The 20,716-nt window shown below is 69.0% G+C and carries 19 protein-coding genes and 2 pseudogenes; 12 read left to right on the top strand and 9 right to left on the bottom strand.

What is annotated here, in order from left to right; translation table 11 throughout:
- Nucleotides 1-230: 230 nt before the first annotated feature.
- The 8 genes and pseudogenes from EVS83_RS13110 (at nt 231) to EVS83_RS13085 (ending at nt 8,545) form a co-directional block, all read left to right on the top strand.
- Nucleotides 231-3,179 (top strand): Tn3 family transposase, encoded by a 2,949-nt coding sequence (locus EVS83_RS13110; RefSeq protein WP_133501490.1) that lies wholly within the window; start codon nt 231-233, stop codon nt 3,177-3,179.
- A 235-nt stretch (nt 3,180-3,414) separates the two neighbouring features.
- Nucleotides 3,415-3,696: a hypothetical protein gene (locus tag EVS83_RS15710; protein WP_166636909.1), complete on the top strand. Its 282-nt coding sequence runs from the start codon at nt 3,415-3,417 to the stop codon at nt 3,694-3,696.
- Between the two features lie 46 nt (nt 3,697-3,742).
- Nucleotides 3,743-3,814, top strand: a pseudogene (locus EVS83_RS16265) (hypothetical protein); the annotation flags it as partial.
- Nucleotides 3,815-3,961: 147 nt separating this feature from the next.
- Entirely contained in the window at nt 3,962-4,855 is an 894-nt protein-coding gene (ppk2, locus tag EVS83_RS13105; protein ID WP_246022954.1) for a polyphosphate kinase 2, read from the top strand.
- A 73-nt stretch (nt 4,856-4,928) separates the two neighbouring features.
- The gene (locus tag EVS83_RS13100) at nt 4,929-5,576 is read left to right on the top strand and encodes a TetR/AcrR family transcriptional regulator (RefSeq protein ID WP_133501488.1); all 648 of its coding nucleotides are present in this window, start codon (nt 4,929-4,931) and stop codon (nt 5,574-5,576) included.
- Nucleotides 5,573-6,523, top strand: coding sequence for an HlyD family secretion protein (locus EVS83_RS13095; RefSeq protein WP_133501487.1), 951 nt, complete (start codon nt 5,573-5,575; stop codon nt 6,521-6,523). Before EVS83_RS13100 ends, EVS83_RS13095 begins: the two co-directional genes overlap by 4 nt.
- A gap of 10 nt (nt 6,524-6,533) precedes the next feature.
- Nucleotides 6,534-7,457: an ABC transporter ATP-binding protein gene (locus EVS83_RS13090; protein WP_133501511.1), complete on the top strand. Its 924-nt coding sequence runs from the start codon at nt 6,534-6,536 to the stop codon at nt 7,455-7,457.
- Nucleotides 7,454-8,545, top strand: a pseudogene (locus EVS83_RS13085) (ABC transporter permease). Before EVS83_RS13090 ends, EVS83_RS13085 begins: the two are co-directional and overlap by 4 nt.
- Nucleotides 8,546-8,554: 9 nt before the next feature.
- Here EVS83_RS13085 and EVS83_RS16180 read toward each other — a convergent pair.
- The 6 genes from EVS83_RS16180 to smc form a co-directional block, all read right to left on the bottom strand.
- Complete coding sequence (locus EVS83_RS16180; RefSeq protein ID WP_281275117.1) at nt 8,555-8,683, bottom strand: hypothetical protein; 129 nt, start codon at nt 8,681-8,683, stop codon at nt 8,555-8,557.
- A gap of 156 nt (nt 8,684-8,839) precedes the next feature.
- Complete coding sequence (locus EVS83_RS13080) at nt 8,840-9,091, bottom strand: hypothetical protein (protein ID WP_133501486.1); 252 nt, start codon at nt 9,089-9,091, stop codon at nt 8,840-8,842.
- Between the two features lie 91 nt (nt 9,092-9,182).
- Entirely contained in the window at nt 9,183-9,605 is a 423-nt protein-coding gene (locus EVS83_RS13075) for a hypothetical protein (RefSeq protein WP_133501510.1), read from the bottom strand.
- A 118-nt stretch (nt 9,606-9,723) separates the two neighbouring features.
- Nucleotides 9,724-9,921 carry a PspC domain-containing protein gene (locus EVS83_RS13070; RefSeq protein ID WP_133501485.1) on the bottom strand — a complete coding sequence of 66 codons (198 nt, stop codon included), beginning with the start codon at nt 9,919-9,921 and terminating at the stop codon, nt 9,724-9,726.
- A gap of 59 nt (nt 9,922-9,980) precedes the next feature.
- Entirely contained in the window at nt 9,981-10,709 is a 729-nt protein-coding gene (gene zipA, locus EVS83_RS13065) for a cell division protein ZipA (RefSeq protein ID WP_133501484.1), read from the bottom strand.
- Between the two features lie 19 nt (nt 10,710-10,728).
- Nucleotides 10,729-14,232, bottom strand: coding sequence for a chromosome segregation protein SMC (gene smc / locus EVS83_RS13060; protein WP_133501483.1), 3,504 nt, complete (start codon nt 14,230-14,232; stop codon nt 10,729-10,731).
- 150 nt (nt 14,233-14,382) lie between these two features.
- Between smc and EVS83_RS13055 the strand changes: the two genes are divergently transcribed.
- On the top strand, nt 14,383-15,138 hold the full coding sequence (locus tag EVS83_RS13055) for a 6-phosphogluconolactonase (protein WP_166636907.1): 756 nt from the start codon (nt 14,383-14,385) through the stop codon (nt 15,136-15,138).
- 32 nt (nt 15,139-15,170) lie between these two features.
- On the opposite strand, the gene EVS83_RS13050 is transcribed toward EVS83_RS13055, so the two are convergent.
- Together EVS83_RS13050 and EVS83_RS13045 are read right to left on the bottom strand one after the other, a co-directional pair.
- On the bottom strand, nt 15,171-15,455 hold the full coding sequence (locus EVS83_RS13050; protein ID WP_133501481.1) for a BolA family protein: 285 nt from the start codon (nt 15,453-15,455) through the stop codon (nt 15,171-15,173).
- Nucleotides 15,452-15,751: a YciI family protein gene (locus EVS83_RS13045; protein ID WP_133501480.1), complete on the bottom strand. Its 300-nt coding sequence runs from the start codon at nt 15,749-15,751 to the stop codon at nt 15,452-15,454. Before EVS83_RS13045 ends, EVS83_RS13050 begins: the two co-directional genes overlap by 4 nt.
- A gap of 280 nt (nt 15,752-16,031) precedes the next feature.
- Between EVS83_RS13045 and EVS83_RS13040 the strand changes: the two genes are divergently transcribed.
- The 3 genes from EVS83_RS13040 (at nt 16,032) to EVS83_RS13030 (ending at nt 19,718) form a co-directional block, all read left to right on the top strand.
- Nucleotides 16,032-16,949 carry a segregation and condensation protein A gene (locus EVS83_RS13040; protein ID WP_133501479.1) on the top strand — a complete coding sequence of 306 codons (918 nt, stop codon included), beginning with the start codon at nt 16,032-16,034 and terminating at the stop codon, nt 16,947-16,949.
- Between the two features lie 95 nt (nt 16,950-17,044).
- Nucleotides 17,045-18,040, top strand: a complete 996-nt coding sequence (gene scpB / locus EVS83_RS13035; protein WP_133501509.1) for an SMC-Scp complex subunit ScpB — start codon at nt 17,045-17,047, stop codon at nt 18,038-18,040.
- Nucleotides 18,033-19,718, top strand: a complete 1,686-nt coding sequence (locus EVS83_RS13030) for a pseudouridine synthase (protein ID WP_133501478.1) — start codon at nt 18,033-18,035, stop codon at nt 19,716-19,718. Before scpB ends, EVS83_RS13030 begins: the two co-directional genes overlap by 8 nt.
- 106 nt (nt 19,719-19,824) lie before the next feature.
- Here EVS83_RS13030 and EVS83_RS13025 read toward each other — a convergent pair.
- A partial coding sequence (locus EVS83_RS13025; protein WP_213083789.1) for a 3-hydroxybutyrate oligomer hydrolase family protein occupies nt 19,825-20,716 on the bottom strand: 892 nt, incomplete at its 5' end.

Below are 20,716 nucleotides of genomic sequence, written 5' to 3'. Positions count from 1 at the left end.
GTGCCCCGGAAACGCACAAGGGGCCCGCGCGCCAACGCGGAACCCCTTGAGAGTGCTTGAACAGCGGTTGCTTCGATAACGACTCGCCGGCAAGCCTCGCGCATTTCCTCCCTGCCCGTCAAGCCGCTCCGCGAGCCGGCTCGGGCGACCGTTGCCTGAGGAAAACCGATGCCTGCCTGTCACCTGCCCCGGCGCTCGCCGGCCGCCCCGGTCGTGCCCGCGGGGGACGCATGACGTCCATTGACCGCACCGCCTATCCCCGCTTTCGCAAGAAAGCCCTCGACCGGGAGTTGGCGACGGCATACACGCCGACCGACGACGAGATCGAGCTTTTCAACCGCAAATTCACCAAGAGCGCTCCGCATCGCCTGGCCTACGCAATGCTCTTCAAGTCGTTCCAGCGCCTGGGCTACCTGCCTGCGGTCGCCGATGTCCCCGCCTACGTGGTCGTCCACCTGCGGACCTGCCTCAAGCTGCGCCGCAACGTCGTGCCCTCGCCGCTCGGGGAAGCGACCTATCGCCGGTACCAGAAGGACATCCTCAAGCGCTGCAAGGCGCGTCGCTTCGGGCGCGACGCGCTGCACGCGGCGGCCGAGGCCATGGCCGAAGCGGCGGCCGTCCAGGACCATCCGGCCGACATCATCAATGCCAGCCTCGCGGTGCTGGGCCGCGAGCGATTCGAGCTGCCGGCGTACTCCACGCTCGATCGCCTGTGCCGCCGCGTGCGGACCACGATCAACACCCGGGTCTTCGCCGGGATCGACGCGCGCCTGAGCGAGGCGGACAAGGCGCAGCTCGACGCGCTGCTCGATGTGCCCGGTGGCGGCAAGAGCCTGCTGTTCAAGCTGAAAAAGCGCGCGCGCAAGGACTCGGCGACCAACCTGCGCGCCTTGCTCGACCACCTGGATTTCCTGGACGGTCTGGTGCGGGTCGAGGGCGTGCTGGACGAGGTGCCGCATGTGAAGCGGCGGCACTTCGCCGCCGAGGCAGCCGCGATGGATGCCAGCGAGCTGCGCGACTACGGGCCGGTGAAGCGTCGCGCCTTGCTGGCAAGCCTGCTCGCACACGCGCGTGCCACCACGCGCGATGAGATCGCCGAGATGTTCATCCGACGCATGGCCAAGATCCACCGCGCCGCCAAGGACGCGCTTGAGCTCGACCGGCTGGCCTTTCGCGAACGCACCGATGCGATGGTGGCCACGATCGCCGACGTGATCCGGCTGCTGGCCGAACATCCGGCCGACGCCGATGCCGGACGCGCGATCCGCCACCTCATCGAGGATCGTGGGGGCATCGGGCCGCTGCTGCGCGACTGCGAGGCGCTGATGCAGTTCCACGGCGACCGGCACCTGCGCTACATCCTCAAGCCGCTCGAGGGCTTCCGCTCGCTCTTCATGCGCATGCTGCGCACCCTCGAGTTCGTGTCGACCACGGAAGACACCACGCTGATCGATGCGATGGACGTGCTGCGTCGCCACGGCCGCAGCGCGCACCTGACCGAATCGGTGGACCTCGGGTTCGCCATCCACGCCTGGCGCGAGCTGATCATCGAACGCGCCGAGGGCGCCGAGCGGTATCGCTTCGACTACTTCCAGGCCTGCGTCTTCTCCTCGCTCGCCAATGAATTGCGTTCGGGCGACATCGCGATCGTCGGCGCGATCGCCCACGGCGACTACCGGGCGATGCTCGTGCCCTGGGACGACTGCGAAACGCCGGCGAAAGCGCACTGCGACGAGCTGGGTTTGCCCGCGGAGGCCACCGAGTTTGTGGCTGAACTGCGCGAACGGCTTCGCGTGCAGGCCCTGACGACCGACGCGGACTACCTTCAAAACGGCGCGCTCGTGATCGACCCGGACGGTGAGCCCCACCTCAAGCGGCACGCCGCGCGCCCGATTCCTCCAGGCACAGAGGCGCTGGCCGCGGCGATCTCCGAACGCATGCCGGTCCGCGGCATCGTGGACATCCTCTGGGACGTGCACTGCTGGACGGACTACACTCGGCAGTTCGGCCCGGTCTCGGGTTCAGAGCCCAAGCTCGAGAGCGCGGCCAGCCGGTACGTCGTCACCCTGTTTGCCTACGGATGCAACCTCGGGCCCGCCCAGACCGCACGGCACATGCGCGGCGCGGTGTCGTCCCATCAGATCGGATTCGTCAATCGCCGGCATATCGATGCGACCAAGCTCGAGGCCGCCTCGCGCGACGTGGTCAACGCGTTCGCCGGCATGCACCTGCCGCGGTTCTGGGGCGACGGCTCCAGCGCCGCGGCCGATGGCACGCAGCACGACCTGTACGAGGACAACGCGCTGGCGTCTTATCACGTCCGATACGGCGGCGTGGGTGGTATCGCCTACCACCACGTCTCCGACACCTACGTGGCGCTCTTCACGCAGTTCCTGGGCTGCGGGGTCTGGGAGGGCGTGCATATCCTGGACATGCACTACAAGAACTCGAGCGATCTACAGCCCGATCGGCTCCACGCCGACACGCAGGGGCAGTCGCTGCCGATCTTCGCCCTCGCCTACCTGCTGGGCATCCAGCTCATGCCACGGATCCGCAACTGGAAGGACTACCGGTTTTTCCGGCCCGACCCGGGCACCCGCTATGACCACATCGAGCCCTTGTTCCGGGAGTCCGTCGACTGGGAACTCGTGGAGCGGCACTTCAAGGACCTGCTGCAGGTGGTCGTGTCCATCCGCGCCGGCCGCATCGCCCCGTCGACGCTTCTGCGCAAGCTGGGCAATTACAGCCGGAAAAACCGGCTCTACCACGCGTTCAAGGCGCTCGGCACCGCCGTGCGGACCCTGTATCTGCTCCGCTACATCCAGGACGAGCCGCTGCGCGTTGAGGTGACCGCATCGTGCAACAAGGCCGAGTCGTTCAACGGGTTCAGCAAGCACCTGCGCTTTGGTGGCGAGGTCATCACCCAGAACGACCCGATCGAGCAGGAAAAAGCGGTCAAGTACACCCATGTCGTGGCAAATGCCGTGATCCTGTGGAACTCGGTCCACCAGACCCGGATCATCCGTGCACTGCGCAAGGGTGGGTGGAAGATCACAGCGGCCCAGGTGGCGTGCCTGAGCCCCTACCCCACCCAGCACATCAAGCGTTTCGGGGATTACTGGCTGAACTTCGAAGAGTCCCCGGATCCGATCGACGGGGAGCTCGAGCTGGACGCCTAGCCGTCATATGAAAACGCCGTAAGCTACCGATCACAAAGGTCTTTTCTGTCTTTGTGATCGGTTTTTACACGTATCTCGGCTGTCCCCCGTCCGCAAGCAACCGACTGTCCGAAAAGGCGCCATGGATGCCCCTCGGGACAATGCCCACGCCCGCATGCGGCTGCAATCCTCGTGAGGTGCCGTGAACCATGCGGTGCTGCGCCCGGCCGTCCCGTGCCGGGGTGGAGGACCGACCATGCTGCTGGATCCCCGGGCCGAGCTCGGCGTCGTGCAGGCGCTTCTCGATCGTCTCGTGAAGCATCGCCTGCCGCGGCTCGCCGACATCAAACAGCGCGTCGATGGTGGGCAGAAGCTCAGCGACACCGACATCGAATTCCTCAAGGACTCGCTCGAGGATGCGAAGGAAACGTCGCGCCACATCGTCAAGCATCCGGAGTTGCAGGCGCTGGGCTCGCGCGTCAGCACGCTGTACGCCGACATCATCCGCGTCGCGACCGAGAACGAGCGCCACGGATGAGCGCAGTCGGTGTCACCGCGGCACCCGACCGGCCCTAGGCGCCGACGTGCTGGCCGGCCTCACCACCGCCGCGCTCGTGATCCCGAAAGCGATGGCGTACGCGACCATCGCAGGGCTTCCGATCGAAGTGACCCGTACGGCGCTCGCCGCTGGACGAGCGCGTCGGCCTGGATCACATATTCTTCAACGTGGAAACCGCCGTCGCGCGATTGCAGGCGGAACTCGGCACGATGCTTCCGCAGGCGCTGCCCCAGAAGGCTTCGACATGAAAGACGATGCGCATCGCAATGGCGCCGACCGCCACGACGACGACCACGACCACGACCACGACACGAACGGCAAGAACGGAAAGTCGCGCAAGCCCGAGCTCGCTGAACCCGTGCGCGCCAGGATGTCGCGCAAGGCGTACGAGGCGGCGCTGGAGCCGCTGCAGGAAGAGCTCGTCAAACTGCAGCAGTGGGTGGTCGCGAAGCACAAGAAGGTCTGCATCGTGCTCGAAGGCCGCGACACCGCGGGCAAGGGCGGCACGATCAAGGCGATCACCGAACGCGTCAGCCCGCGCGTGTTCCGCGTCGTCGCCCTCCCCACGCCGACCGAGCGCGAGAAGTCGCAGATGTACATGCAGCGCTACGTGCCGCATTTCCCGTCGGGCGGCGAAATCGTGATCTTCGATCGCAGCTGGTACAACCGCGCCGGCGTCGAGCGCGTCATGGGGTTCGCGTCGGACGCGCAGGTCGCCCGCTTCCTCGCCACCACGCCCGCGATCGAGAAGACGATGGTGGCGTCCGGCATCTACCTGCTGAAGTACTGGCTCGAGGTGTCCGAGGAAGAACAGATCCGGCGGCTCGAGTCGCGCGCCACGGACGGCCGCAAGATCTGGAAGCTCTCGCCGATGGACCTCAAGTCCTTCAGCCGCTGGTACGACTACTCGCGAGCGCGCGACGCCATGTTCGAGGCGACCGACACCGAGCACGCGCCCTGGTACGTCGCCAATACCGACGACAAGCGCCGCGGCCGGCTCAACATCGTCCGGCACATCCTCGATCACATCTCGTACGAGGAGATCGAGCAGGACAAGGTGCATTTCCCGAAGCGGCAGAAGCGCGGGGACTACGTCGAGTCCAAGCACCCGCTTCACCACATCGAGCAGCGCTACTAGACCGGCCTCGCCGCCCGTCGGCTTAACCGCATCAGGCACTTGGCAATTATTTCTCCGTTGAAATAATCACTCGATGCCTGCTTCCCGCCCCCGCCGCCCCGGTCGCCGCCCCGTCCAGGACGCCACCGACCTTCGCGCGCATCTTCTCGACGCCGCCGTCCAGGCCTATGCGAATGCCGGCGTCGCGGCATCGACCAACCGCGCCATCGCGCGTGCCGCGGGGGTGAACCCGGCGCTCGTGAATTACTACTTCGGCGACCGACTGCCCGATGCCGTCGTCGAGGAACGCCTGCTCCCGGTCATGGCCGAGGTCATGGCCGGCATGGGCGAACCGCCGGAGACACCGCTCGCACTGGGCAGCCGTTTCGTCGACGCGGTCTGCGGCGTGATCGAACGCCATCCGTGGCTGCCCGCGCTGTGGATCCGCGAAGTGCTGGTCGACGGCGGCGCGTTTCGCGATGCCGTGTTCAGCCGCATCGGCGCGCTGCCTCGCGCAGTCGCCGCGCGGCTCGGCGACGCACAGCGCGCAGGTCGCATCGACGCCGGCCTCGATCCGCGACTCGTCGTGGTGTCGCTCGTCGGCCTGACGATGTTCACGGCGGCGAGCGCGCCGATCTGGCGTCGCCTGTTCGACGCGGACGACCTCGACATCGACACCGTGCGCCGCCACGCGCACGCCTTCCTCGCCCATGGCCTCGCATCGACGGAGACGCCGCCATGAAGATGCCCGTCCGCCTCATGTGCGTCGCCACCGCACTTCTCGCCGCGGCCTGCTCGCATGACGACAACGCCGCGCTCGGCACGCTCGAATACGACCGCGTGACCCTGCCTGCGCCGCTGTCCGAACCGATCGTCGCGATCGATGTTCGGGAGGGTCAGCACGTCACCGCGGGCCAGGTGCTGCTGCGGTTCGATGCGACGCGCAGCCGCGCGCAGGTCGAGGCGTCGATCGCCGACACCGAGCGCCAGCGCGCCGCATTGTCGGAACTGCAGACCGGCCCGCGTCGCGAACAGATCGAACAGGCGCGCTCACGACTGTCCGCCGGGGAAGCGACGGTGCGCGACACGACGGCGTACGTCGCGCGACTCGGCCCGCTGCTGCGTCGCCACTTCATCACGCCGGCCGACTACGACCAGGCTGTTGCTGCCCGCGACGCCGCCACCGGCGAAGCCAACGCCGCGCGCGCCGCACTGGATGAACTCGAGCACGGCACGCGCATCGAGCGGATCGCGCAGGGCCAGGCGGCGGTCGCGGCGGCGAGCGCGCAGGTCAAAGGACAGCGCGTCACGCTGCAGCGCCTCGAGGTCACGGCACCGCGCGCCGGCATCGTCGACAGCCTGCCGTTCAAGCTCGGCGATCAACCCGCAGCGGGCGCAACCGCCGCTGTCCTACTCACCGGCGACGCGCCCTACGCGCGCATCTACGTCCCCGCGCACCTCCGTAACGCCGTGCATGTCGGCTCGCGCGCGACGGCGCACGTCGAAGGCAAGCCGCCGATCCCGGGCCACGTGCGCATGATCCGCAACGAGCCCGTGTTCACGCCCTACTACGCGCTGATCGGCGACGACGCCTCGCGCCTGAGCTGGCTCGCCGAGATCACGCTTGACGCGAAACCGGCGCAGGGCCTCGCCGCCGGCCTGCCGGTGCGCGTGACGTTCGATGACTGACGACGTCGCCATCCGCACGCGCGGGCTGACGCGCTGCTTCGGCGCGCTCGTCGCGGTCGACCATGTCGATCTCGACGTGCCGCGCGGTCGCGTTTACGGCTTCCTCGGTCCGAACGGCTCGGGCAAGTCGACCACGATCCGCATGCTCTGCGGTCTGCTGACGCCGACGTCCGGCGACATCGACGTGCTCGGCCTGCGCATTCCCGCGCAGGCGGACGCGTTGCGGCATCGCATCGGCTACATGACCCAGCGCTTCTCGTTGTTCGAGGATCTCTCGATCCGCGAAAACCTCGAGTTCATGGCGGCGATCCAGGGCGTTCCGCGCGAGCGCGCGAAGTCGCGCGTCGACGAGCTGCTGCGCCGCTATCACCTCGACGATCGCCAGCGCCAGCTTGCCGGCACGCTCAGCGGCGGGCAGAAGCAGCGCCTCGCGCTGGCCGCGGCCGTCGTGCACGAACCGGAGCTGCTGTTCCTCGACGAGCCCACCAGCGCCGTCGACCCGGAATCGCGTCGCGACTTCTGGGATGCGCTGTTCGATCTCGCCGATCGCGGCACGACGCTGCTCGTCTCCACGCACTACATGGACGAGGCCGAGCGTTGCCACCGCCTCGCCATCCTCGATCGCGGCGCCCTGGTGGCGGATGGCACACCGGACGATCTTGCCGCCGCGCTCGACGGCCGCACGTTCGTCGTCGACGCGCCCGATACGCGCGCCGCGCGCAATGCACTCGACGGCCGCGAAGGCGTGCTCAGCGCGGCACAGATCGGCCACGTGCTTCGCGTGCTGATGCGTGCGCCCGGCAACGGATCGACGCTCGACCATGCACTTCGCGACGCGAACATCGACGCCCGCGTCAGCGCCGTCGCCCCAAACCTCGAAGACGTCTTCGTCGCCGCCACGCGCGACCGCACGCGTCAGGACGCGACGGCATGAACCTGCGCCGCTTGTTCGCCATCGTGCTCAAGGAGCTGCGCCAGCTGCGGCGCGACCGCATCACGCTCGCGATGATCGCGGGCATCCCGATCCTTCAGCTCGTACTGTTCGGCTACGCGATCAACCTCAACCTGCGCGGCCTTGCGACCGGTGTCTGCGACTAGGCGGGCACGTCGGCGGCACGCGTGCTGGTGATGGACATGGTGGCCACCGGCGTCGTCGCACCGGCGCGCGTCGTCTCCACGCCCGACCAACTGATGACGCTGCTCCGCCGCGGGGACATCGATGTCGGCATCGTCGTGCCACCCGACTTCGAGCGGCGGCGAAGCGAGCATCGCGAAGCCGTGCAGGTTCTGGTCGACGGCAGCGACACCGCGGTGCAGGCAGCCGCCGCGCAACTCGCGCAGATGCCACTGGACGAAGCGCAGCGCAGCGTGCTGCCGAGTGACGCGCCGATCGGCGTGGTCGCGTTCTACAACCCGGAGCGACGCTCGGCGGTCAACATCGTGCCGGGCCTGGTCGGCGTCATCCTGACGATGACGATGGTGCTGTTCACCGGCGTCGCCATCGTGCGCGAACGCGAGCGCGGCAACATGGAGCTGCTGATCGCCACACCGCTGTCGCGCAGCGAGCTGATGGTCGGCAAGGTGCTGCCGTACGCGGCAATCGGACTCGTGCAGACGACGGCGGTGCTTGCACTTGGCGTGTGGCTGTTCCGCGTACCCGTGCGTGGCAGCCTGTTCGACGTCTACCTCGCGTCGACCATGCTCATCCTCGCCAACCTCGCGCTCGGGCTGCTGATCTCGACGCGTGCACGTTCGCAGTTCCAGGCGATGCAGATGACGTTCTTCGTGTTCCTGCCGTCGATCCTGCTGTCGGGCTTCATGTTCCCGTTCTCCGGCATGCCGCGCGTGGTGCAGTGGATCGCCGAAGTGCTGCCGCTCACCCACTTCATGCGCCTGATCCGCGGCGTGATGCTGCGGGGTGCCGCGCTGATGGAGTTGTGGCCGGACGCGGTCGCGCTCGTCGCGGTTACCGCGGTGATGATGACGGTCGCGATCCTGCGCTTCCGTCGACAGCTCGACTGACCTGCCGCGCTACGGCGTGGGATCGGCCGGCGGCCACGCCCGCGGCGCGCGGGCGATCGACGCGGCGGCGACGCGCTCGGAGATGTGCGCGTCGTCGACCGAGGCGATGCAGTCGATGAAGTGATCGTGTGCGGACACCTGGTCGCCGGCAGACGCGCGCCTGACGATGATCGGCGTCGCCGCCCGCGGTTCGCGTGGACCTTCGCCTGTCTGTCGCATCGTCGCCTCGCGCCGACGCCGCGTCGCGCGGCGGCTCGACCCTAGGGCCCGCCCGGTCAAGGCAAGGTGCACGGCTCAGACGATCGCGTGTCCGGTCGCGAGGCGGATGAGCTGTTCGCCGGTATCGCGGCGGACGACGGCGTAGGACTGGCGATCGATGTCGGCCAGCACGCGATGCCAGACCGGGTCGTCGATCGGACACTCGGCATCGAACCGCGCCACCAGGGTCAACGGACCGTGGCGCCCCTGCGCATCGCGCGAAGCCACAAGGCAGTCGGGGACGAGCACGAATGCGCCGTCCGGTCGACGATAGGCCTTGAACTCCACGCCGCCTCCCTGTCGCGCAATGCGACGCAGCAGCCCTGTCGCATCGAAATTACGCGTGCGCCCTGCACGACGCGTAACCGCTCGTCGGCAGTCATCGTTTTGCTCGCGGCGGTGCAGGCCACGGCCACCAGCCCCGTCCGGTCGCCGCGAAGCGATCCGCGGCGCGCTCGAAGCGATTGCGCGCGCCGATGCCGCCGCAGGCGAGGTAGACCGGAAGGAACAGCGGACCGAGTACGAGGTACTGGTAGACGTGCGCGCGCTCGTGCAACGCGAGCGAGACCGCGGGTTCGGCGCCCCACCCTGCGGCGTGCGCATACGTCGCGCAGGCGACGTCGAGGTCGTCGCCCGTGTGCAGGATGACGTTGCCGATCGTGATCGCGCCGCCGGGTCCCCACGGCCAATGGTGGAAAACGCAGGCGAGATCGCCGGGACGCACGCGCGGCCGTGCGCCGAACGCCATACCGATCGCGCCGAGCAGAAGCCCGACCAGCGTGTTCGGCAGTGCCCACAGCATGCCCAGTGCGATGCCCGCGGTCGGCAACGGGGCGGGCTCGACGGCGTTGGCGGGCGCCACGGCGCGACGCGGCGCGGATACGCCTTCGGCGGTCTTCGCCGGACGTGTCATCGCGCGGTCAGGTGCCCTCTTCGGGCATGACGAGCCACGCGATCAGGTAGACGAGGATGCCCGGAAACGCCGCGGACATGATCGAGACCAGTACGAAGATGACGCGCAGCAGCGTCGAATTCCAGCCGTTGTGCTGGGCAATGCCGCCGATGACGCCGGCGATCATGCGGTCGTGTCGCGAGCGGTGGAGTCCGGTGGTCGCCATCGTGCATCCCTCGTGGATGCGTCGAGTCTAGTACGCGCCCGTGAGCGCGTCGTGGCTGCTCACCAGCGGGACGGACGCGTGAGCGGCGGCGCTTCGCGCTGGCGGTCGTAGGCACGCAGCTCGTCGCGGATGTGCGCGATGCGCTGGCGCCCGATCGCGTTGCGCTGCTCGTCGAGCACCACGCCGTCGAGCAGTTCGGCCATGCGCTGGGCCGTCGGCAGCATGGTGTCCCAGGCGTCCAGCGCCGCGACCGGGGCCGGCAGCGTCAGGAAGAACGCGATCGCCGGCGTCTGCAGCTCCTGGATCCTGGCCATGTCGAAGCTGCCGGGCTTCACGATGTTCGCGACGCTGAAGACCGGCCCGCGCTCGGGATGGTTCTCGACGAGGCGATGGAACACGCCCATGTGGCCGAACACGAGGCCCGCGCGCTCGGCGGCGACGACAATGTCGGGCCCGCTGAGCTGCTGGCCGGCACGCGCTGCGAGGTAGAGCGTCACGATCTTGTCGAACTCGTCCGTCGTGCGCTTGCCAAGATCGTCCTTCGCGCTCGCCGCCGGACGCGGCTCGAGGTCGAACGACTCCTGCATCGGCTCCACCGCCCCATCGTCGGCGCCAAGCTCGGCGTCGAGCTGTTCGCCCAGCGTGGGCTCAACGCGTCGACCCTCGCTGTCGCGCGGGACGCGGCGTCCCTGCCCCGGCTTCTTGGGCCGGCCGAAGAAGAGGATGGCGGCGAGCAGCACCACGCCCGCAACGAGAATCCAGATCCGCAGCATCGCCATGTCGGACATGCAGGTGCTCCGTGGTCGGTCAGGCGGCGCCGGCCAGGCGCGCGGCTTCGGCAAGGTCGACGGACACGAGTCGGCTCACGCCCGGCTCGCGCATGGTGACGCCCATGAGCTGCTTCGCGGCTTCCATCGTGACCTTGTTGTGGGTAACGAAGAGGAACTGTACCTGCTCGCTCATCTCGTTGACCATCGCCGTGAAACGGCCGACGTTGGCCTCGTCGAGCGGTGCGTCCACCTCGTCGAGCAGGCAGAACGGCGCGGGATTCAGGCGGAAGATCGCGAACACCAGCGCGACCGCCGTCATCGCCTTCTCGCCACCCGACAGCAGCGAGATGTTCGACACGCGCTTGCCCGGCGGGCGCGCCATGATCGAAACGCCGGTGTCGAGCAGGTCCTCGCCGGTCAGTTCCAGATAGGCGTGGCCGCCGCCGAACAGGCGCGGATACAGCTCCTGGATGCCGGAATTGACGCGGTCGAACGTGTCCTTGAAGCGGCCACGCGTCTCGCGGTCGATCTTGCGGATCGCCTCTTCCAGCGTTTCGAGCGCGGGGGTGAGGTCGATGTTCTGCGCGTCGAGGTAATCCTTGCGCTGCGCGGCCTCGGCATGTTCCTGGATCGCGGCGAGGTTGACCGGCTCGAGTCGACGCAGCTTCTGGTCGAGCTCGGCCACGGTGCGTTCCCACGTCTGCGGCTCCATCTCGTCGGTGAGCGTGGCGGTGACTTCGTCGAGCGAGAAGCCGGCTTCAACAATGCCTTCGGACAACTGCTCGGCCTTGAGCGCGAGCGCCTGCAGCTCCAGGCGACGCTGGCCGATGGCCTCGCGCTGCTGCAGCGACTGCTCGTCGCGCTGCTGGCGGATGAGTTCGTGCCCGCGCAGTTCGTGATCGATGCTGTCGACCGACGTGCGCGCGGCGGTGAGCTTCTGCTCGGCGAGCACGCGCTGCTCCAACGCGACCTGGCGCTGTTCTTCCAGCTCGCGCACCGGCGCGTCGCCGTCGGCGAGCTGTTCGGCGAGTTCGCCCAGTCGTGAATCGAGCTGCCCCCGCTGGCCGCTCATGCGATCCAGCGCCTGGGTCAGACCGGCAAGCTGCGCACGCTGCGATTCGACCGTCAGCGCGAGCGCATGCGCTGCATCGCGCGCTTCACGTGCAGCGTTGCGTGCGGAATCGCGCGTCTCGGTCAGGCGGCGACGTTCGTTCTCGAGTTCGGTCCGCGCATCCTCCAGCTCGGACATGCGGACGACCGCGTCCTCCTGGTTACTGCGCGCCAGACGCGACTGCTCACGTGCCGACTCGAGCGTCTCGGTCAGCTGCGAAAGCTCGGCCTCGATGCGCTCGGTGCGCATGCGCGCGGCGTCGACCTTGCCCTGCTGGCTCTGCAGCTGGCCGCTCAGTTCGCTGACCGAGCGATGCGCCATGTACAGCGAACGCTGCGCATCCTCGCGATGCTGCTCGGCGACGAGCAGCTGATCGCGCAGCTCGACGAGCAGCGCTTCCAGCTCGCGTTCGCGCGCGACGAGCGATTCGATTTCCTCGCGCAGCGACTGGATCTCGCGCTCGCGAACCAGCGCGCCCTGCGTCGCCGAGCTCGCGCGCACCACCTGCACCCAGCCCGCGCCGAGGCGCTCGCCGTTGCGGGTGATGACGGCATCGCCCGGCGGCAGCGTGGCGAGCAGGCGCAAGCCCGATTCCATATCGTCGGCGCCGTGCACATGCGCGAGCAGCGTGCGCATCGCCGACGGACCGTCGACGTGCGCGGCCAACGACGTCGACGGCACGTCCGCACCGCTGCGATCGTTGCCGACCAGCGTCAGCCGGCCCTCGGTGAGGCCGCCGAGATCACTCGCGAGGCTTTCCGGACGTTCGACCAACACGCCTTCGATGAGCTGGCCCAGCGCGGTCTCGACCGCCGTTTCCCAACCGCCGTCCACGCGCAACGCCTCGCCGACGCGGTCCGCGTCCTGCAGGCCGTGCGCGCGCAGCCAGTCCATCGCGCGCCCCTGCTCCTGGCCGAGCGCCGCGGCCTGCAGCGCTTCGAGGCCAGACAGTCGACCACGCGCCGCCTGCGCCTGCTTGCGGACATCGGCGAGCTGCGTCTGCGTTTCGCGCTGACGCTCCTGCAGTGCGGACAACGCCTCCTTGCGGCTGTCGAGTTCGCCCGTCAGCGAGTCGACCGACAGCTTCTGCGTTTCGAGCTCTTCAACGATCGCCGACGCCGATTCGGCCAGCGCGTCGACATCGAGACTCGCACGTTCGCTGACGAGCGCTTCGCGGCGACGCTCTGCATCGAGCGCCACGCGATCCAGACCTTCGACGCGGGTGCGCTCTACGTCCGCGGCGCGCGACGCCTCGGCCTGTGCACGTGCGTGACTGTCCCAGCGCTGCTGCCAGTCGGCGAGCTTCGCTTCCGCGTCGCGCAACGCATCGCCGCGGCCGATCTCTTCCTCGCGCAGCGCTTCGAGGCGCGGCTCGTCGGTTTCGAGCGCATTGCGCAGCGCGTCGAGTCGCGCCTGGTCGCTGCCGATGTGGCTGGAAATCTCCGACAGCTGCGCGAGCGCTTCGTCGCGTGCGCGCTGCAGGCGCGACGACATCTCGCGCTGATGCTGGATCTGCTGTTCGACGCGCGCGAGCGCGCCGCTCACCTCGTAGCTTTCGGCCTGCGCACGCGACAGGTGCTCGGCGGCTTCCTCGCGCTTGACGCGGCCCTCCTCGAGCAGGCGTTCGGCTTCGCGCTGTTCCGCGATCAGCTGCTGCAGGCGCGTTTCCTGCTGCGACAGCTTCTCGCGCTGGCTCTGCACCTTGCGGTCGAGCGAACGGAACTCGAGCGCCTTCCACTCGGCATCGCGGATCTTCCGCTCGGCCTGGATCGCCTGGTACTGCTCGGCCTGTCGCGCCTGACGCGCGAGGTGCTGCAGCTGCTTGCCGACTTCCTCGCGGAGGTCGTTGAGGCGGTCGAGGTTCTCGCGCGTGTGGCGGATGCGCGTCTCGGTCTCCTTGCGGCGCTCCTTGTACTTGGAGATGCCGGCGGCTTCCTCGAGGTAGATGCGCAGGTCTTCGGGCCGTGCCTCGATGACCTGGCTGATCATGCCCTGCTCGATGATCGAGTAGCTGCGCGCCCCGAGGCCGGTGCCAAGGACCAGGTCGGTGATGTCTCGGCGGCGGCACTTGGTGCCGTTGAGGTAGTACTGGCTCTGGCCGTCGCGCGAGACGACGCGCTTGACGGAGATCTCGTTGAACGCCGCGTACTCGCCGGTGATCGTGTGGTCGCTGTTGTCGAAGATCAGCTCGACCATCGCCTGCGACACCGGCTTGCGGGCGGACGAGCCGGCGAAGATGACGTCGGTCAGCGAGTCGCCGCGCAGGCGGCTGGCCGAGCTCTCGCCCATGACCCAGCGCACAGCGTCGATGATGTTCGACTTGCCGCAGCCGTTAGGGCCGACGACGCCGGTCATGTTGCCGGACAGGTGGAGCGTGGTCGGGTCGACGAAGGACTTGAAGCCCGACAGCTTGATCGTGGAAAGACGCATTCGGCGAAGCGGCCTCTGGCGTGGATCGGGCGCGCGAAGAGCCGTGCGCCGGACGCGGCCCGCGAGTATAGCGGCGTGAAAGCGGGCGGTCGGGCCGGCCCGGCGTGCGGCTGCATGCACAGGGGGCACGAAAGCTGCATCATCGACCGCATGGTTTTCGGAGCGCCGGCCGGTCTGCCCCTTACCGAGCGCCTGCCCGACCCGGCCGGCGGCGGGCGCCTGCACGTGCATCGCGACGCCCATGTCTGGACCTGGGCCGCCGCCGTGGCCATCGCCGGCGAACTGCGCCGCGACCTGCAGCAGCACCCGCGCTGCCGCCTCCTCGTCTCGCCCAGCGACACCATTGCGCCCGTCTTCCGTGCGCTGTCGCGGGCGCCGCTGGACTGGGAACGCGTCGACGTCGGCCTGGTCGACGAGCGCTGGCTGCAGCCCGACGACCCGGACAGCCACGCTGCCGCGCTGCGAAGGCATCTGCTGGTCGACCACGCGGCCGCGGCGCGGCTCGAGCCCCTGACGCTCGTGGGCCGGCGGCTCGAAGACGCCGTCGCGATCGCCAACGCGCATGCGCGCCAGCTGCCGAACGTGCTGGTGCTGACGATGGGCGACGACGGCCACGTCGCCGCGCTGTTCCCGGATTCGCCCGACTACGCACGGGCGCTGGCGTCGAAGCAGGACTACATCAGCCTCGACGCATCGTTCAGCCCGGACGCCGGGCCGTGGACGCGCCGCATCACCGCGACCCCGATCGGCCTGTCGCGCGGGCTCAGCCGCATTCTTCTACTGCGTGGCGATGCGCAGCTGCGCCACTTCGAGATCGCCGCCGCGGCGAACGATCCGGCTACTTCGCCGCTCGCCGCGGTGCGCCTCGCGGGCGGCGAGCCGCTGCAGGTTCACTGGTGCCCCTGATGGAGGGTCGTCGCCACTGAGGACGATGACTCTTAGCGCGCGCCGACTTCCGCCGGCGTCCGCGCCTCGATCGACAGCGCATGGATGTCGGTCGTCATGAGATCCCCGAGCGCGGCGTAGACGGCCCGGTGTCGCGCCAGCGGCATCTGCCCGGCGAAGCGATCGCTGACGATCGCCACCTTGAAGTGCCCACGGCCATCGCGTGCACCTGCATGGCCGGCGTGCTTATGGCTTTCGTCGACGATCTCGATCGACGTAGGCGCGAAGGCGGCTTCCAGCGCGGCACGAATCGCCGCCGGCCGCTCCGCAGGCGTCACGGCAGGACCTTGCGGAACGGACGCACGTCGACGGACGCATACACGCCCGCCTCGACGTACGGGTCGGCCTTCGCCCACTCGCGCGCCGCCTCGAGCGATTCGAACTCCGCGACCACGACGCTGCCGCTGAACCCGGCCGGACCCGGATCCTCGGCGTCGATCGCCGGGCACGGGCCGGCGAGCAGCAGGCGGCCGGCGTCGCGCAGGGCGTGCAGGCGCTCCAGATGACGCGGCCTCGCCTCGAGCCGGCGCTGCAGCACGTCCTGTCCGTCGCGTGCGTCGATCACGTACCACATGGCCACGTCCTCCCGGAAAAGCGGCGATTCTATCGACCGCGACGCCCTCGGCTGGACAGCGTCGCGCGCGGCCCGTAGGCTAGCCCCGTCCGTCGACCTGCCCGGCAGGCGACAGCCGAGGTGGAGCCCCCGCTCCCACGTCCGGCCTACCCGATCGCGAACCCGCCGCCCCGAGTCCGGAGCGTGTCGCCCCGCATCGTTTTCGCAGTCCGCGTCACCGAAGGGCCGACCGGCCCGTTCCGCAGTGTGCTGTGCCCAGGCCCGGAGGGGCCGGTCCCGAATGACCGACGATCTCGCGCCGCAGGCGACCGAGGACAATCCGCCAGAACCGGCACCGCCGGCCCGCCCGCAGCAGCAGGAAATGCCGCTGGCGGTGGTGCATGGCCAGCCCGTTCTGCAGATTCCGCAGGACCTCTACATCCCGCCGGACGCGCTCGAAGTCATCCTCGAGGCCTTCGAAGGCCCGCTTGACCTGCTGCTCTACCTGATCCGCCGGCAGAACCTCGACATCCTCGACATCCCGGTCGCGGACATCACCAAGCAGTACGTCGAATACATCGGCGCGATGCACGAGATGCGTTTCGAGCTCGCGGCGGACTACCTGGTCATGGCCGCGATGCTGGCCGAGATCAAGTCGCGCATGCTCCTGCCGCGCGTCACCAATGAGGAAGGCGAGGAAGAGGATCCGCGTGCGGAACTCGTCCGACGCCTGCAGGAATACGAGCGCTTCAAGAAGGCGGCGGAGGACATCGACGCCCTGCCCCGTCTGGAGCGCGACACCGGCCTCGTGCAGGCGCACGTGCCGGAGCGTGCGTCGGTGCGCCTGCCGCCGCCGGTCGATCTGAAGGAAATGCTGCTGGCGCTGCGCGACGTGCTCAAGCGCGCCGAGCTGTTCACGCAGCATGCGATCAAGCGCGACGCCCTCAGCGTGCGCCAGCGCATGGGCGAGCTGCTTGAACGCCTCGCCGACGGCGGGTTCCATCGTTTCGAATCGCTGTTCGATCCGGTGGAAGGCAAGCTCGGCGTCGTCGTGACGTTCCTCGGCATGCTCACGCTCGCCAAGGAACAGCTCGTCGAGATCGTGCAGGACGCACCGCTGGCGCCGATCTACGTGAAGTCGCTGGCCATCATGAAAGACGCTTCCGAAATCGAACTGTCCAGCGAGTTCGATACCGACGCTGCGAACGACGGCGCATGACCGACACCAACGACGCGATCACCACGAATCACGGCGACGACGATCGCCAGGGCGACACCGCGGGCCGCAGCCTGCGCGAGTCAAACGGATCCTCCATGGACCAGACGCTGATCAATCGCATCGTGGAGGCCGCGCTGCTGGCGACGAGCCAGCCGCTGTCGCTGGCGCAGCTGCGTGACCTGTTCCCGGAAGACCAGCCGGCCCCGCCCGGTGCGATCGAAGCCGCGATCGACCATCTGCAGTCCGACAGCGCGACGCGCGGCGTCGAACTGGTGGAAGTCGCCTCGGGCTTCCGCTTCCAGGTGCAGGCCGACGTGCATCCGTGGGTCGCGCGCCTGTGGACCGAGCGCCAGACGCGCTACACGCGCGCCACGCTCGAGACGCTCGCGCTGATCGCCTACCGCCAGCCGATCACGCGCGGCGAGATCGAGCAGGTGCGCGGCGTCACCGTCAGCAGCAACATCATCAAGGCACTGGAAGAGCGCGAGTGGATCCGCGTCGTCGGCCATCGCGACGTTCCGGGCCGCCCCGCTCTGTTCGGCACGACCAAGGGTTTCCTCGACTACTTCGGCCTCAAGCGCCTCGACGAGCTGCCGCCGCTGTCGGAGCTCAAGGACATCGGCGAGCTCGAGCCGCAGCTGCAGTTCGAAGACGCCGCGGGCGTCGCGCCGCCGATCGCGGTGGCGGGCATGGGCGACGAAGCGGCCGCGGACGACGATGCGTTGGACGCCAGCGACGCCGACGACGCCGCGAACGACGACGCGTCCGATGACGCCGACGTCGCGAACGAAGCGCCCGTCGACGCCGTCGAGGCGGACGACGAGGACAATGACGACAGCGATGCGGAGGACGACGGCGACGACCTCGACTTCCGCAGCGAACGCCCGATCCAGTTCGACGACAGCGATGTCGACGACGAAGACAACGAAATTTCCGACGCGGCCGAAGCCGACGTCGATCCCGAAGCCGCGCCGGGTGCGCGCGCGGCAGACGAGAACGATCACGAGCAAGACAACGCCGTCGAGACGACGACCGTTCCCGATATGACGACCGCATCGAACGATGCGGCGGAGTCGAATGACAATGAGTGAAGAAAAAGGCCGCAAGTTGACCCTGCGGCGTGAACAGACGGCGGCGCCCGCGCCGCGTCTCGAGGAGCGCCTGCACAAGGTGCTCGCGCAGGCCGGACTCGGCTCGCGCCGTGCGCTGGAACAGCGCATCGCCGACGGTCTGGTCAAGATCAACGGTGAAGTCGCGCAGGTCGGCCAGAGCGTCGGCACCGGCGACAAGATCGACATCGACGGCCGCCAGTTCGTGGCCACCGCGCTGACCGAACCGCCGCGCGTGCTGATGTACAACAAGCCCGAAGGCGAAGTGACCACGCGCGAAGATCCCGAGGGTCGCCCGACGATCTTCGAAGCGCTGCCGCCACTCAAGGGCGCGCGCTGGATCGCGATCGGTCGCCTCGACATCAACACGACCGGCCTGCTCCTGCTCACCACCGACGGTGAGCTGGCGAATGCGCTGATGCATCCGTCGAAGGAAGTCGAGCGCGAATACGTCTGCCGCGTGCGTGCACCGGAAGGCGAGGAAACCGTGTCGGACGCGATCGTCGAACGCCTTGCGAAGGGCGTGCAGCTCGACGACGGCCCGGCGAAGTTCGACGAGATCGAGAAGATCGGCGGCAGCGAGTCGCACGACTGGTTCCGCGTCGTCGTCAAGGAAGGCCGCAATCGCGAGGTGCGTCGCCTGTGGGAGTCGCAAGGCTGCCAGGTGAGCCGACTGAAGCGCGCGCGTTACGGCGGCATCGAACTGCCGCGCGAACTGCTGCGCGGCCAGTCGCAGGAACTGCCGACGGCGCGCGTCGAGCAACTGCGCGTCGATCTGGGCCTGGAAGACGGTGCACCGTCGGCGCTCACGCTGCAGCCCGTCATTGGTCAGCGCCGTGCGGCGAAGTCGACGATCCATCTGTCCGGTGAACGCAGCCAGGGCGGTTACGTCGGCGGCCACAACACGGCGGACGAAGGGCGTGAGCTGCGTCGCTTCGATCACGTGCGCGAGGATCGCGGCCGTGGCCGCGGCGGCCCGCGCAAGCCGGGCGGCCTCACCGTCACCGGCGAAATGGCGGCCAAGCAGTCACACAAGCCGTTCAAGCAGCGCAAGGACAAGGGCCCGAAGCCCCTGCCCGATGGCAATCCCGCCGCGTTCCGCACCTGGTACGTGCCGGACGGTGTCGACACCGGCCCGAGCGGGCATCGCAATCCCGACGCCCGCGGCCGCAAGCCGTTCGGCGGCAAGCCGGGCGGTCCGCGTCCGGGCGGCAGCGGTCCGGCGGGCGGTCGCCCCGGTGGCGGCGGTCGACCGGGCGGCGGTGGCTTCCGCGATGACCGCGCAGGCGGTGGTGGCGGCGCGCCTTACGGTGGCGGCGGTGGACGTCCGGGCGGTCCGCGCGACGATCGCGCCGGCGGCGGCGGTGGTCCCTATGGCGCGGGCGGCGGTCGCAAGCCGGGCGGCCCGAAGCCGGGCGGCCAGCGCTCGCATCTCTACGGACATCCGGGCAATGCACCGAGCTTCCCGTCCGATCATGCGAACCCGGGCGCCGGCGGCTACGACCGTCCACGCGGCCCGCGTCCGCAGCGTTCGGGTCCGCCGGGTGCTCGTGGTCCCGGCGGTCCGAGCGGCCCCGGCGGGCGCGCCCCGGGCGGTCGCGGTCCGGGTGGCCCGCGTGGTGGCGGTCGTCCGGGTGGCGGACGCGGCCCGCGGGGCTGAGATCGGCTAAAGAAAACGGCCGCCTTCGGGCGGCCGTTTTCGTTTGTATCCGGGCGACGCGTGCTTCCGCCGCGGCGATGCGCGATCGCGTCGCGCGCCCGTTGGATCAGTTCGTCGGAATCGCGAGATTCTGCGCGGTGAGTTCCGCCGCTGCGCCGCGTGGCGTCGTCGCAATCATTGCATCGGCAGGCATTGGCGCGCCGTCGTACAGATGCGACCACGTGCGATCGAGCGCGGCATACACGTACGGCAGCAGCGGCACGTAATTCGCACCCACCGGCGGCAGCTGCAGGAAGGCGTCGAAGTGCTGCGCGTTGCGTACCTGCCAGAAGCGCACGTCGCGACCCGCCGCACGCGCGGCCTGCACGTAGGGCGCGCTGGTAAACGCGACCGGGATCAGGCCGTCGCTGACGCCGTGCACGATCGTGATCGGAATGCCGGCGCGCGGCAGCGATGCGTGCGTCTCGCGAACCCCGGCACGCACGCGATCCGACGGGGCACCCTTGCCCGCCCACAGATCGCGCAGGCAGCGCAATGCATCGATCGGCGCCTGCTTCGGCGGAACAAGCATGACGCCCGCGCCCGGCGGAATGCCGCTGGCGTCGGCCCACCATGCGGCACGTTCGACGTCGGTCGCGGCGCGCGGCGTGCCCGATGCGTCGACTGCGGCATAGGTGAAACCGCAGGGATGTTCGTTCGCGCCGAATCGACCGTAGGCCGAGGCGTACGTCGCGGCGATCGACTTCCACAAGTCGAACGACACGCTGAGCGCGCCCGAACGCAACGCGTCATCGGTCCAGCCGCGCGTGCGCAGGCGGTCGTACGCATCGCTTGCGCGGTCGGCATCCGTCGCGCCGTTGACCAGCCCCGCTTCCGCGAGTTCGCCGCACTTCGGGCCCGCCGTCGGCGGCAGCGGCATCTGCAGGTGGCCGAGTGCGCACGGCATCAGCAGCGCGGCTTCGGTGGTGATGTCGTAGAGCGGCGGCGCGTCACCGGCG

This window comes from Cognatilysobacter terrigena (genome assembly GCF_004361065.1).
Lineage (GTDB): Bacteria > Pseudomonadota > Gammaproteobacteria > Xanthomonadales > Xanthomonadaceae > Cognatilysobacter > Cognatilysobacter terrigena.
This window is presented reverse-complemented; position numbering and strand designations above follow the sequence as displayed.